Annotated in this window: 14 protein-coding genes; 2 read left to right on the forward strand and 12 right to left on the reverse strand. The window is 43.5% G+C overall.

Annotated features, from left to right (window positions below; translation table 11 throughout):
- Window positions 1–84: 84 nt before the first annotated feature.
- A complete protein-coding gene (locus ACFWMP_RS20135) occupies window positions 85–2,313 on the reverse strand; it encodes a hypothetical protein (protein WP_339243210.1) in 2,229 nt (742 codons plus the stop codon).
- A 211-nt stretch (window positions 2,314–2,524) separates the two neighbouring features.
- On the opposite strand from ACFWMP_RS20135, the gene ACFWMP_RS20140 reads away from it, so the two are divergent.
- Both ACFWMP_RS20140 and ACFWMP_RS20145 read left to right on the forward strand, forming a co-directional pair.
- On the forward strand, window positions 2,525–3,259 hold the full coding sequence (locus ACFWMP_RS20140; RefSeq protein ID WP_076284796.1) for an AzlC family ABC transporter permease: 735 nt from the start codon (window positions 2,525–2,527) through the stop codon (window positions 3,257–3,259).
- On the forward strand, window positions 3,250–3,576 hold the full coding sequence (locus ACFWMP_RS20145; protein WP_379424562.1) for an AzlD domain-containing protein: 327 nt from the start codon (window positions 3,250–3,252) through the stop codon (window positions 3,574–3,576). Before ACFWMP_RS20140 ends, ACFWMP_RS20145 begins: the two co-directional genes overlap by 10 nt.
- A 718-nt stretch (window positions 3,577–4,294) precedes the next feature.
- Here the strand turns inward: ACFWMP_RS20145 and mtaB are convergent.
- From mtaB to ACFWMP_RS20200, 11 genes are all read right to left on the reverse strand, one after another.
- Window positions 4,295–5,638 carry a tRNA (N(6)-L-threonylcarbamoyladenosine(37)-C(2))-methylthiotransferase MtaB gene (gene mtaB, locus ACFWMP_RS20150; RefSeq protein ID WP_379424563.1) on the reverse strand — a complete coding sequence of 448 codons (1,344 nt, stop codon included), beginning with the start codon at window positions 5,636–5,638 and terminating at the stop codon, window positions 4,295–4,297.
- A gap of 3 nt (window positions 5,639–5,641) precedes the next feature.
- Complete coding sequence (locus tag ACFWMP_RS20155; protein ID WP_042190982.1) at window positions 5,642–6,406, reverse strand: RsmE family RNA methyltransferase; 765 nt, start codon at window positions 6,404–6,406, stop codon at window positions 5,642–5,644.
- 278 nt (window positions 6,407–6,684) lie between these two features.
- Entirely contained in the window at window positions 6,685–7,368 is a 684-nt protein-coding gene (locus ACFWMP_RS20160; protein WP_379424564.1) for a site-2 protease family protein, read from the reverse strand.
- A 2-nt stretch (window positions 7,369–7,370) separates the two neighbouring features.
- Complete coding sequence (gene prmA / locus ACFWMP_RS20165; protein WP_341052238.1) at window positions 7,371–8,426, reverse strand: 50S ribosomal protein L11 methyltransferase; 1,056 nt, start codon at window positions 8,424–8,426, stop codon at window positions 7,371–7,373.
- Between the two features lie 190 nt (window positions 8,427–8,616).
- Window positions 8,617–9,195 (reverse strand): DNA-3-methyladenine glycosylase I, encoded by a 579-nt coding sequence (locus ACFWMP_RS20170; RefSeq protein WP_042190988.1) that lies wholly within the window; start codon window positions 9,193–9,195, stop codon window positions 8,617–8,619.
- 136 nt (window positions 9,196–9,331) lie between these two features.
- Complete coding sequence (locus ACFWMP_RS20175; protein WP_379424565.1) at window positions 9,332–11,008, reverse strand: DUF4179 domain-containing protein; 1,677 nt, start codon at window positions 11,006–11,008, stop codon at window positions 9,332–9,334.
- The gene (locus tag ACFWMP_RS20180) at window positions 10,968–11,528 is read right to left on the reverse strand and encodes an RNA polymerase sigma factor (RefSeq protein WP_379424566.1); all 561 of its coding nucleotides are present in this window, start codon (window positions 11,526–11,528) and stop codon (window positions 10,968–10,970) included. The genes ACFWMP_RS20175 and ACFWMP_RS20180 overlap by 41 nt, the downstream gene beginning before the upstream one ends.
- A 197-nt stretch (window positions 11,529–11,725) precedes the next feature.
- On the reverse strand, window positions 11,726–12,637 hold the full coding sequence (locus tag ACFWMP_RS20185) for a methyl-accepting chemotaxis protein (RefSeq protein ID WP_042190993.1): 912 nt from the start codon (window positions 12,635–12,637) through the stop codon (window positions 11,726–11,728).
- 520 nt (window positions 12,638–13,157) lie between these two features.
- On the reverse strand, window positions 13,158–13,532 hold the full coding sequence (locus tag ACFWMP_RS20190) for a hypothetical protein (protein ID WP_076299679.1): 375 nt from the start codon (window positions 13,530–13,532) through the stop codon (window positions 13,158–13,160).
- 93 nt (window positions 13,533–13,625) lie between these two features.
- A complete protein-coding gene (locus ACFWMP_RS20195; protein ID WP_042130382.1) occupies window positions 13,626–13,805 on the reverse strand; it encodes a YfhD family protein in 180 nt (59 codons plus the stop codon).
- A gap of 39 nt (window positions 13,806–13,844) precedes the next feature.
- Window positions 13,845–14,204: a hypothetical protein gene (locus ACFWMP_RS20200; protein WP_042190997.1), complete on the reverse strand. Its 360-nt coding sequence runs from the start codon at window positions 14,202–14,204 to the stop codon at window positions 13,845–13,847.
- Window positions 14,205–14,282 lie beyond the last annotated feature (78 nt).

A 14,282-nucleotide genomic window follows, 5' to 3' on the forward strand; every position in this document is an offset into this window, starting at 1 on the left:
AAAATAAAAAAATCTGCAAAGCAACATTAATGTTGGCTTTGCAGACCCAGACCACTTATAGAGTTATTATGTGATTTGCTTTATCTATTTCACAGTAACGGTTACCGTCACTGTCTTGGTGCCAATCTTTCCTTTAATGGATGCCGTTCCTTTGCTCACAGCTACAATCTGGCCGCTAGCAGATACTCTAGCTACAGAAGGCTTAGAGCTAGTCCACGCCGCACTTCCCGTAACAATAGCGGTCTTCCCCGTATCATACTGCGCAATCACAACTGCATTCTGAACAGCTCCCGGAGCCATCTTCAGTCTATTCTCGTTGACAGTCAACTTCATTAGCTTAGGAACTACATTAATTTTGACACTAGCAGCGAGCCCTTGGTAAGAACCTGATAACGTCGCAGTTCCTTCTGTTATGGCTTTAACAGATGTACTTTTAACCGTGGCAACTGCTTCATTCGAGGACTCCCAATTCATGCTGCTGGAGATATTCCCCGTCTTACCATTAGAGTAGTAAGCCGTTACCTTTATGGATTTAGAACCTTTAATATTCAATTCAATCGCATTCGGTTCTACAACAATTTTAGTAACCTTTTGTTCAATAGTAACCGGGATACTAATAGTCTTATTAGCGTAGGTTCCCTTTAAAGTGGCAGAACCCTTCACCAGTCCTTTGATTACCTTGCCGGATGAGGTTGTCTTGATAATTGCATTCGTACCGGTAATCTCCCATTCCATAGTACTTGTAGCATCGAGTTCATTCCCATTTTCCATCACAGCTTTGACTTCAGGAACAGCCTTCTCTTCACCAGTAACAATCACAACGTTTTCCTCTGGTCCGAGCAAAATATGAACCTTATCTTTAACTGTAACACTCACTACAACACTTTTTTCCCGGATAGCCGCTTTGGAGGAGGTAGGATTCTCTGATTTTATTTTGCCGACAATATTAACAGTACCAGCCTTTTCAGCAACGAGCTTGCCATCTTTGATGGTGGCGATCTCATCGTTGGCAGAAGTCCACTCGATTTCTTGACTAAGATCCAGCTTCGTTCCATCTAGCTTGGTTCCGTTGACCTTTGGCAAACTAACGGAATCCTCTGTGTACATGTCCAGTTCCTTTTTATCAGCTTCCAACTCAGTAATCGTAGGGTATACCGTCAACTTAAAGCTTTTACTAATCCCTCTGTACTCTGCTTTAATAACCGATGTTCCCACTGCTTTTGCGGTGATCGCTGCAGCATCAGTACCCGCAGTAACCGTCGCCGCGAGCTGGTTGTCCGAACTCCATACTGCACTACTGGATACATTCGGAGTGGAATTCGCAGCATCTCTAACTTCTGCTTTAACGTTCAAGCTCTCACCCATAAACAAGAATTGATCGCCTGATGGAGTAAGCAATAATGCCTCGTAAGGAGCACGTACATATACATCCACAGTTTGTGTAATCCCCAGATAAGATACTGTAATTACAGCTTTTCCTGCGGACAGTACTTTGATTTCTCCCTTGTCTACAGTAGCGACAGTTGTATTAGAAGAAGACCATTCCGCTTTCTCTGAAATATCATTTGCGGTCGTCTTTGTAGTCTCTTTGGTAAACGCAGCTACTTTCACCGGATTATCGCCAACGAGCATTTCAATTTCCTTAATTACGATGCCCTTATCATTTTTAAGCTCAATTTCAGAATAAGGCAATTTGACTACAGCTTTAAAGGTTGCTGTTAGATCCTTGTATTTGGCAGTAATGGTTGAGGTACCTTCACCCGCCAGTGTGATTTTACCTTCTGCAATCGTCAATACGCTTGTATTGGAGCTGCTCCAAGTGGTATCAGCCGTTACATCCTTGGCAGAAGTTGCTGTTTCGCCACCAATCGCATTGGCTTTGACCAACAGTTTATCCTCTTCGTCACCCAATTTATAGTTCCCTTCAGAGCTATATTCGAGCTTCAATTCTTTGATCGGATGTGAAACCTCTACTTCTATAGTAGCGAGTGCATGATTATAAGTAGCTGTAATAATAGCCTTTCCGCTATCTATTGGAGTCAATAAGCCATTTACTACTTTTACAGCGTTAGTGTTAGAAGAATTCCATACCACTGCACCGGTCACATCTCTTTTGGAGGAGGACCCTTCCACATTCGCATATACCTTCAGTTGCTTTGGCGTTTGTCCAACCGTAAGCTGTACTTTGGCTGAGCTTTCAAACTCAATCGAGTTGATATCGCCGGCAGCTGCAAAGACACTTACCGGAAAAACCGCAGTAGCTAACAATATCATGATGAGGAGCATTTTCGTCATTTTCCTGTACACAGTCATTTGTTCTCTCCCTTAGGTTATAATGTCGTTTGGTGGTTTATCCCCACACTCTTTTACTTATATCGACAATTGTACACCAAGTGTTTACCCTATAACTCCATAAAGCCAAATTCAGGACTTTCAGACTAGATAATCAGGTGATAGGTTGATCAATATATTAGGAAGTAATATGCTAGCTACTACATTCTTTTTTTGAACCAAGGGGGCTATGATGAGTATAGAGAACTTTCAACTAGAGACAATCCCTACTCCAAAAGAGGAGGATAGCTTCCTTAAAGGGGTAAAAGATTGCATTCCAACACTACTAGGTTATTTGAGCATTGGACTTGCAGCAGGTGTTGTTCAAAAGACAGCCGGGCTAAGCATTGCTGAGATTGCCTTGATCAGTCTGATGCTTTATGCCGGTTCAGCACAGTTTATAGCTGCTGGAATGATAGCTGTAAGCAGCTCACCTGTTGCTATTATCGTTACGATATTTATCGTGAATCTTCGTCATATTTTGCTTAGTGCAGCTCTGTCACCTTATTTCCGGCATCTTACCCCACTGAGAAACATGCTGGTTGGAACCCTGCTGACAGATGAGACCTTTGGAGTTGCTATTAATCAAACAGTGAATAAGCAACAAATCAGTGAAAAATGGATGCATGGCCTTAATCTCACTGCCTATTTAAATTGGTTTATTGCGAATATAGCAGGAGCTTTTTTGGCACAGTGGATTTCTGATCCAGATCAATTCGGTCTACAGTTTGCTTTACCTGCCATGTTCATTGGCATCCTTGTTATTTCCATGATTGATCGTAATAAAATAAAACTTGATTTAGTTGTCGCAATCCTAGCAGTAATCATCGCTGTAGCTAGCTCCTTCGTATTCTCCGGTAGTGTGGGTGTCATTATTGCAACGGTCATTGCGTCAACAGTAGGGATGGTGCTTGAAAAATGGAAGTGAGATGGGATGTATTTTTGATTATTCTAGGGGCGGCTTTGGTAACCTTCATTCCAAGGGTGGCTCCATTAATGATTCTAAGCCGATTCGAATTGCCTGAATGGGGAATGCGCTGGTTAAATTATGTTCCTATCTCTGTTATGGCGGCACTAATAGGTCAGGAGATCCTCTTAAATGATGGAAAATTCCCACCTATAGCTAATAACGTTGAGCTTTTTGCGGCAATCCCTACTTTTTGGATCGCTATAAAGACCCGGAGTTTGCTAGGAACTGTACTGGTTGGGATTGTTTCGATCATGATCCTGCGGATGTTTTTTTGATCATGCAGGGGACCCCAAAAGCAATGAGTTACCGTGGCTGCTGCTCCCCCCCGTCTCTTATCTGACCACTTCTTGGCGCTATTCGTAAGAATTCGTTATCAGGAATAGCTGCATTATTTCTGCGTAACGATCAGGATTCATCATGCCAGTTTCGTCCATAAAAGAGTTAAAAAGATGACTTAGTACAAGTCATTTATAGTGATTGTAAGCGAGAGCTTCTCTTTCAGGCGCTCCGCACCACCTTCTCAGCGATATCGGGGGATTTATACCCCTCTTTCTCACGTTTCGCGCCTTTCGGGCGATATCTGGGGGATTTATACCCCTCTTTCTCACGTTTCACACCTTTCGGACGATATCTGGGGGATTTTTCCCCCTCTTTTTCACCTTTCGCGCCTTTCGGGCGATATCTGGGGGATTTATACCCCTCTTTCTCACGTTTCGCGCCTTCTGGGCGATATGGGCGTTGTTTTGGGCTTCTTTACAAAATCACTGCTAATATATGTACCACTTTTCCAAGAATATTGTCCCTGGAGTCCGAAAGTATGCTGGTATCTCCATAGAAAACCGCAAGATTAGGAGAGAGCTATACCTCTCCCATGTAGCAGCTATTCCTCTGCTATGCGGTTGCATTTCTCAGCTAACGCCAAACACACAAAGGAGCAATTCTCCATTAACGGGAGATTTGCTCCTTTGCTGTCTTTTAACTAACGTCTATTCCTTAACGAACAGCCAGCTTAAGACCGCTCTGACTAACCCCGACCAATTCGCCTCGGCATTCGTTCACACCAGCTTCGGTGATCTTCACCTCACAAAGTTCTCCTTGAAGTGAATCCTCTCCATCAAAGAAGACCTGCAAATAGTTGTCGCTGAATCCATGCTGGATATTGCGGCCCGGAGCTCCTTTAGCGGATCTTTCCGGAATCACACTAAGCGTCTGTCCTACAAACTTACGGGCATATGCTAATTGCATTTCTTCGGATAGATCAATCAGCTCCTGCACGCGTACATTTTTGATCTCCTCATCGATCTGATTCTCCATCCGCGCTGCAGGAGTACCTGTCCGCTTGGAATACGGGAATACATGCATCTCCGAGTAATTTACAGCCTTCATGAAATCGTATCCGGAACGGAACATCTCATCGGTCTCACCCGGGAATCCAACGATAACGTCAGTGGTAATCCCGACATCTGGCATCGCCTGGCGGATCAATTGCATTTTGGCGTAATACTCTTCTGTCGTATATTTACGGCGCATCGCTTTCAGCACATCATTATGACCGGCTTGTAACGGAATATGCAGATGACGGCACATTTTGGAGGAACGATTCAGCACCTCAAGCAGCTTCTCATCAATCTGACTAGCTTCAATAGAACTGATACGCACCCGTTCCAGACCATCTACCTTATCTAGATCCCACAGTAAATCGGAAAGACGGTAATTATCAAGATCATCACCGTAACCTCCGGTATGAATACCCGTTAGTACAAACTCCTTATACCCTGCTCCTACCAATTGATGCGCTTGAGCTACGATGCTTTTGGGATCACGACTGCGAGAAAGTCCACGCGACCATGGAATGATGCAGAAGGTGCAGAAGTTGTTACAACCATCCTGAATCTTCATAAAAGCACGCGTCCGATCCGCAAAGCCTGGCACATCCATCTCTTCGAACTCACGTGTCTTCATAATATTACGCACAGCATTGACCGGCTGACGTGAGGCTTCAATATTCTTCACATGTGTCATGATCTGATCGCGGTCCTGGTTACCGATGACAAGGTCAACTCCAGGAATATCTAGAATCTCCCCAGGAGAGGTCTGTGCATAGCAGCCTGTTACGGCTACGATGGCCTCTGGATTACGGCGCACGGCGCGTCGGATCATTTGACGGCTTTTTTTGTCACCTGTGTTAGTTACTGTACAAGTATTAATCAGATATACATCGGCGGGACCCTCGAAATCAACCTGCTCGTAACCTTCATTTTTAAATAGCTGCCAAATGGCTTCGGTATCATAGAAATTCACTTTACAACCTAAAGTATAAAACGCTACGGATGGCATCTCTTAAGCTCCTCCCATTTCTCCAGATTCATATAATATACAAGCAGCGGCAACCATGCCCGCTGTCTCACAGCGCAGAATTCGCCGTCCTAGTCCTACGGATACTGCCCCGGCTTCTTCTGCCTTGAGGCATTCCTCCGGAGTAAAACCTCCTTCAGGACCTACCACAACCATAACTTTCCCGCCAGACTGCGGCGAAAGCGATGCTAACCATGGAGCGACGCTGCTTCGAAGCTGTAAGCCTTCCTCTTTTTCATAACAGAAATAAACAGCATCATACTCACTAAAAGTCTGCAAAAGCTGCTTCCAGGACAACGGTGACCCTACAGACGGAACGATGTTCCGATGAGCCTGTTCGGCAGCTTCCTTACAAATTTTACGCCAGCGATCCAGTCGTTTGCTTTCTTTACGCTCGTCGTATTGCACTATTGTGCGTTCTGACAGAAAAGGAACAAAGCCTACAGCACCAATCTCTGTACACTTCTGAATGACAGTTTCCATCTTATCGGCTTTAGGCAAGCTCTGAGCGACTGTAATTTTAATTCGAGGTTCATGCGTCATCTCCAGGGACTCCAAAATGTTCACAGTGACTTCCCCAATTTCAATCTGCGCAATCTCTACTAATGCCTCACGGGAAACACCATCGCTAACAATAAGCTTGTCCCCTGCCTTACCACGCATCACTTTAGCGATATGACGGGCGTCTTCCCCATCAATTCTCACGGTATCCGCACCAAACTGCTCCGGTGTAACGAAATATCGCTGCATCTCATCATCATCCTGTTCATAAATTCAGTAACAAATATAAACGCCTTCAGCGTCCTTATAAGGACGGTAAGCGTTTAATCGAAAAATATAAGTCATAAAGTATAGAGTGGTACTTATACTTTCTTATATTTGAAGAAACGGCTTAGTCGCCCTTATAAGGACATCACCCGTTTCTTCAAGAAATATAAGGTTCGGTCAGACGAAAATTAACGATCAAATTTTGATCAAATTACATAATACAATGTTTGACAAAGGTTGAACAGACTTCATCCCTTGCCTTAGCTGCCAAAAATTCTTAGAGACAACTGTACAAATGTTCTCGACATTTCACTAGCCCAGCCTGCGAGCGGATCAATCGTATACGTCCGTAGCCCAGGAATAAACAGAATCAATAAAAAGAGAAATACAGCCCATTGTTCAAATTGCTGTAATTTGCCGCGGATCGAACGTGGGGCGATATCTTCCACAATCCGATAGCCATCCAGTGGCGGCAGCGGAATAAGATTGAACAGAAACAGAAAGAAGTTCCATTGAATGAAGGTGCCAAAGAATAAGTATACAGCCTCGAGCATGCGATCATTCGAGATATTATCTAGAACTCCAGCTGCCGCAAGTGCACCGTAGATTATAGCACCAATAATTCCTAAGAGCAGGTTACTGATTGGTCCTGCAGCCGACACGATGACTCCCATGAGACGAGGACGACTAAAGTTATCGCGGTTTACCGGAACCGGACGTGCCCAACCGAAGCCAGCAACTAGCAGCAGCAAAATACCAAAGAAATCGAAATGAACAGCAGGATTAAGCGTCATGCGGCCAAGTAATCTTGCTGTTGGGTCACCGAACTTATTCGCGAAATATGCATGACTGAATTCATGTACTGTAAAAGCAATTAAAATTGTAATGAGCAGGAAAGGAAGCTGATCTAAATCTACTCGAATTATATTTTGTAATATATCCATCTTTACCTCTTTCCGGCTGTAAACGCCACCCAATCTTCCTCACGGGATATTTCAATAATCTCAAAACCAGACGCTTTCAGCGCGTTCGCTACAAGTCCTTCTTTATCTTTATATATACCTGAGGTAATGTAGAGGCCTCCGGGCTGAAGCGCGCGGTACACATCATCCGTAAACAATACGATGATTTCCGCCAAAATATTCGCAACTACAATTTGTACAGGCAATGTCACGCCAAGGTTGCCTTCTTGCTCTTGCTTAGCAGGAACGGCTCCTTCTAGTGAGTGACCAGGTCTAGCGGATGGCCACATCTCTCCAGCCGCTGTATCCGCTACGCCTTCCCCGCCCAGCAGCGATAGAAGATCGCTCTCTTTTACCGTTATGGATGATTCAAGCTTGTTAAGAGCTACATTCTCCCGTGCACTTTCCACAGCCACCGGATCTAAATCTAAGGCCAATACGGATTTTGCACCTAGCAGCATCGCACCTACAGCCAGAATTCCTGAACCGGTGCCGACATCGATAACTTCTTCACCGCCGCTAATATTCTTTTCAAGTGCACGGAGGCACAAAGCTGTTGTAGGGTGAGTCCCAGTACCAAATGCCATGCCAGGGTCGATCTCAATGATGGCTTCATCTGGACTCTCAGGCGTATATTCCTCCCAGGTTGGTTTAATGGTAAGACGTTTGGATACGCGTAGCGGTTTGAAATATTGCTTCCAAGCATGCGCCCATTCGTCTTCATCCACAGTCTTCCAAGAAATCAACGCTTTGCCTGGATCAATCCCGTACTCATGCAATTCGGCTACCCGTGGAGTCAATTCTTCTATAACAGCATCCATATCTGTGGAATCGGCATAATACCCTTTTATGACCGCTTCTCCTTCAGGAATATCATTCAAAGGTTGGTCGTACAATTCACCGTAACGTGTATCCCGTTCTTTATTCAGTGTGCCGGATTCCTCGATAGAAACCCCACCCGCACCAGCTTCATATAAAAAATTCGAAATCATTTCCTGTGCTTCTTCTGTTGTATGTATCGTCACTTCATGCCATAACATCTTTATGTAATCCTCCTAAAAGTTTTGTGAGCATTTGCTTCATTGGTTTACTTCGTGCAAAACTCGCTTCGAAAGCATAGGCTTAGTTTTGTGAGCATTTGCTTCATTGATTTACTTCGTGCAAAACTCACTTCGAAAGCATTCGCTTCATAGTATAACATTTCTTATTGGTGTAACGCCAAACTACAGCTCAACGACCTGCGACGTCCTCTTTACGCCTACAAAAGCAGTTGAGCGAATGATCATCCACCATCCCCGATGCCTGCATAAAAGCATAGCATATTGTAGTACCCACAAACTTCATGCCTTTCTTCTTTAATGCCTTACTCATCTCATCAGACTGAGCCGTCGAAGCAGGTACATCTGCACGAGTCTTCCAATGATTAATAGTTGGCACACCTCCGACAAAGCTCCAGAGATACTCTGCAAAGCTGCCATATTCCTCGCAAATTTGCAAATACACACCCGCATTACGAATGATAGCATCAATTTTCAATCGATTTCTAATAATCCCTGGATCACTCATTAGCTCTGCCATTTTGGCTTCATCATAATGGACAATCTTATTCGGATCAAATCCGTCAAATACCTCTCTGAAACGCGCCCGTTTTTTTAGTACCGTGTACCAGCTCAGCCCTGCCTGCATCCCTTCCAGCATAAGCAATTCAAACAGCTTTTGGTCACCATACAGAGGCTTTCCCCACTCTTCATCATGATAGGCAATATATAGAGGATCATCATTGACCCAAGCACAGCGAGTTACTTCCATCATTTCCTCCCCCTTTAATTATTCATAGCTAAACCTTTACAACGTCTACTCACTGTAAACGAAAAAAAGGGAAGAACACAAGGTTCATCCCCTAAAAAAGTTATTCTATTTCCTTTAATTATGCTTCTTCTAACTCTTATAACCGGATCTGCACTCTCGTTTCTTTATCCGGATCATCAGTTGTATAGTAGAACATATAGATAGTAGCTTCTGTACCTTTAAAATCCTTATACACATCAATGGCCTTGTTGTTTCCATCCCCCGCGAAATTGACGGTTAGCGGTTTACCTAGGATGCGCTCCTTCCCCAACCCGATATGTGTCTGGTTAATTCCACCGAAGCGAGCATCTTCACTTCCAGTTTCTACATAAAGATCGGATCCTTGCATATAGTATGTCCACTTCACCGGATACCCGTTGAGTTGCTGGATAATCGTCTGTTTCTTTTGAGAGATGTTCGTTAAAAGAAGCGGTATTTTGTCATCATTATTTTTGGTAATTTTATAGCTGCCATGCTGAGTCACCTTATATTTAGCTACAAAGGTAATCGGAGTCTCTTTCGTAATTTCAAGATCGACTGGCCGTTCGAAACGAAGCACTGTCAGCTCCGGCTCACCCTCTGGAGATCTCCATAAATTCCCCTCAAGCGTCTTGCCTGCTACTTCAAGAGCATACTTTTTATAAGGGAAGCCATTGTCTATATCCTTACTTCTAACTGTGACTCGAATTTGAGTAGGCGACACAACCATATTCTCCAGCGTGTAATCAGTCTCACCTGCCTCGAGCGGCAGATTTAGACTGGTTTTTATCGTCCCGCTCTCCATCTGCTTTTTACTTAATTGAAGATCGAATGAAAGTGGTCCATTAACATCTTTTTCTTTCTTCATATATTGCAGCTGATAAGTCGTTTGACCACCGGAAACATCCTCCGCCTTAAAGTATTGCTGCGCTGTATACTCCCCTTTTTCTCCTGGTGTACCGAAAGTACCTCCAGGCAGCGAATTTATGAGCGTTCCATTTTTGTACCCGACAATATTTGGATAGGCCCATTCTTTTGCTTCTGGCTGATCAAAAATGATCGCTGAAGAGAATAACATTTTCTCTTGACCTTGGGTAAACGGCTTCACCTCTATGCTGCGCATCCCCTCCTGTCCAATAGGGAAGCTCTGTGTCTCCGTCGAGTGAATATCCAACGGCAAATCTAACGACTGTTCACTAAAAGCCTGAATATCATTTGTAACTAGCTGAACATTCACGGTGTCCTTCTCTGGTGTCCATTCACTTTCGAAATAACCGTTATAAATTCGGTTCTTTTCGTCCCAGTTCAGATAATTGTACTCTCCAGAACTATTTCTCCCCTCAGTACCTTTCAGGGTCATCTCAGTCACACGCCAAGTTTCACTGTCCTGTCGTTGTCCAACATCCAATGTGAATAAGATGACCGTTCGATTCTCATCCACGATGGCGGTATGTAGCTTTAGCGTCACTCCGTCCTTTGTCACCGATTGATCCAGCTTTTGACCGAGGTTTTGTGCCAGTGCCGCCTGAATACCACCTTTTTCACGGAGCATTGTATCCCAATTATAATGAACTGCCGCATATACTGGCGCCGCCGCTAGAAGTACTGAAAACGATGAAACAAGTGCTATTTTGCTCCAGTTTCTCCCCTGTTTCTGGCTACCACTGCTCATCCGAGCGTGAAAAGATGTTGTATTTTTATGTTCAATTCTCTCCCACATGCTTTCAAAATCAGGATATGTTACACTTTGACCCTCATTTAACTGATGCTCCAGCATATTCTCCAACTTTTTCATAAGATTCGCCCTCTTTCCGTTCAATTTGAACCCCAGCCTCCAGCAAAATTCTCCGCAATACCTTTAGCCCTTTATGCAGCCTTGATTTGGTCGTCCCGAGCGGGATGGATAGCAGGTCTGATACTTCAGCCAAGCTGAAATCATGCATGTACCTAAGCGTAATCACCATCCGAAGTTTGACTGGCAACTGGCTCAAATATTTCGCCCATTCCATTGATGTCTCCCTCTGTTCAATCAATCGCTCTACAGGGATTTCTGGAGACTTCTTAAATAAATAAAGATTGTCTGATATTTTTTGCTGTAAAGTACGCTTCCGTTTCAAATGATTCAGGCAATGGTTGACCGTTATTTTCATAATCCAAGCCTTCAAATGCTCTACGTTCTCACGATTCGTGTGAAATACGGTAATGAACACATCCTGCGTCAAGTCCTCCGCATCCGCCGCGTCATGCACCATATAGTAGCAGGTCCGATATACATCCTTGTTGTAGGCTTCGAATAATTCCCGGTTAGTCTCCAAATCTTTCTCCCTCCTTTCTTATCCGTGATATCTATATGACAACCAATCTCTGGAAAAGGTTCGTTTTTCTGAGCATAAACTATAGATGCTAGTAATAACAGATGAAAGATAACAATTAAACTCGCAACACAAAAAGCCACTCCCCATAAATCTGAGAACTGGCTTTCCTTTATATTCACGCTAACAGCATACAGAAATTAAATGATATTCATAACCTCTCGTGCTTGTGTATCTAAATCCTGGGCTGAGGAAGAAATATTATTGAAATCATCTACGGCTATTTGAATCTGCTGTTGACTAGCTTCTATATTTTCTTGCACCTGGTTTGTTCCTTTGGAGATCTTATTGATTTCCAGCGTAATGGCATCCACACTATCTTTCACTTGAATGATCGAATCCTGCACCATGGAAGATAGCTTCCTAACTTCTTTTGCAACCACGTCAAAACCACGCCCAAACTCCCCGGCATGTGCCGCTTCAATTGCTGCGTTAAGCGCTAACAGTTGCGTTTGCGAAGCAATGTTACGAATAGTTTGTACAATTCCCTGAATCGATACCGCTTGTGTCTCCAGATTAGCTAGAGTCTGTGTATTTTCAATGGATACTTCGGCTATTTTATCGATACTCAGCAATAGTTCTTGACTACGTTCAATGCCTTTCTCGGCTCTATGATTTAAGCTGTCCGACATCTCTTTCATCCGCTGTACCACAACACTCATGTTATTTTGTCGATCCGTGATATTAGTCGCTATCTTAGATACGCCAATGACCTGTTCATTATTTTCATCAAAGACAGGCATATATGTAGCTTCCAGCCATACCGCATTTCCTTTTGCATCCATTCGTTCGATCTTATCCTGAACACTTTTTCCTGAAAAAAGATCCTGCCAGAACAGCTCATAGCCCGGGCTATTTACAAAGTGAGGAAAGCAAAACTCTTTATGATGCATACCATACATCTCTTCTTTGTTATACCCCATCGAACTAGCAAAAACGTCATTCACATAAGCCACTCGTCGCTCAAGATCAAACCTTATAATCGCTAAATTTTTTTCTAAAGATCGGACAACAAGCTCATCGGTAACTCCCTGAGAGTGTACCATTCCCATATAATAATTCCTCCTGGATATCTATAAGTTACTCGTCGCGTCATCATGAAGTATATCTGAACAATTATACGCTCTTATTGCGCAGAGAGAAATACATGATTCTTATTAAATTTATTAAAATTCGTTGTTAAAAAAGGCCGATGGCGAGCGAGTATTGCTCATTTCTAATAGATTGATCCCTGAAATACTTTTAAGTGATGATAATTAGGGAAAACCTCCCTATAAATACACGAATATCAAAGATTTATCTCTTTTTTAGGGAAATGCTCCCTATAATCTTATAAAATCAAGCCTTTTTCTAGTTTTAAGAGTTATTTGTGGGAGATTCTCCCTAAAAGCTCACATTTTTAGGCGTCTGGAGAAAAATACAGGGAGTTTTTCCGTAATTATTTTTAACCACAAAAACCCCAGCCGTAATTCCAGCCAGGGTTCGAAGCAAGTTCCTATTAATACTAATTTGTCTCTTGAAAATGCACATACCAAACGGTCCAGCAAACATAGCCCTTATATGTACAGTTCCTTATTTCTTGGATCCGTAATCTCCCATCTTGATTCCCCATACTGAATCCTTCTGATGGGCAGCAGCCTCCTTTAAACTTGGAAGTCTTGCATCCAGAGGACTATGTCTTTCCAAATACATCACAAACGCCTGGCGAACCCCAATCTCAGCATCCAGTTTATTAAGTTCGTTCGGGTGTTTCTCCATCTCGGCTAACTCTACTTCCCAACGGTATAAATCGCTTGCCTCAGATCGTTCCAGCCGAACTTTTTCAGTCAGCTCCCGCAGCTCACGGTAGGCCTGTTTTACTTTTGAAGAGTACAGTTGCTTCTGATTCATAAAAGTTAAGAATGCGATAAGCAGTGCTAAACCTATCCATAAAATAACGTTGTCCATATTCTCCCCCCTGCATGGGCTATTCTCCTAATTATACACACCAGAACGCAAAAATACCCCACAATGTGAGGTATCTGCCTTAGCTTTTAGCATCTATTCTTTTTTCATAATTTCATGCAGCTGACGTTTGTCTGCTTCTAACGCCCGGGCCTGGGCTTCGATATCCTCCAGATCTGCCTCCGCTGCTGAAAACTCTACGTCCTCTGCCTTCGCCTCGTACAGCATTTTCATCTTCTCGGTCTTTGAGAATATTTGCGAGTTCTCTCTATCCATAGTATCGATCGTCTCCCTTCTTATTAAGAAAATTATTATTCAAATCATCCCGCCTGCTTCTTCAATTAAGCGTAATGCTTGATCATGGGACTCCGAATTCAAGATCACCGTAAGTAAAATATCTCTACCCGTCGGTCCTCCATCTCCGCCATGACTCATCCCACTGGCGCTGGTATCAGCAGCAGCTAGTATACCTGTGTGTGCACGCTCAGCAGTCATGGAGTCCATTCTGGCAACATTGCCTGTCACTGGGTTTACCCCTGAGCTAAAGCTCGTGCCTCCATATCTACTGAAGCGATCAACGGAAATTTCAATGGCCCGAAGTGCACGGAGCTTACGAGCAACACCCTCCGCTTCCTCAGGGCTTTTAAAATAAGCCAAAATAGATCTTTCCGACATCTTATCCCCGCTCTCGCTTGAAATTCAGATATCTGTTGCATTCCTTTATATTGTCTTCATTTCACTTCTTTTATGCCC

Source organism: Paenibacillus sp. NPDC058367 (assembly GCF_042723305.1).
GTDB lineage: Bacteria > Bacillota > Bacilli > Paenibacillales > Paenibacillaceae > Paenibacillus_AQ.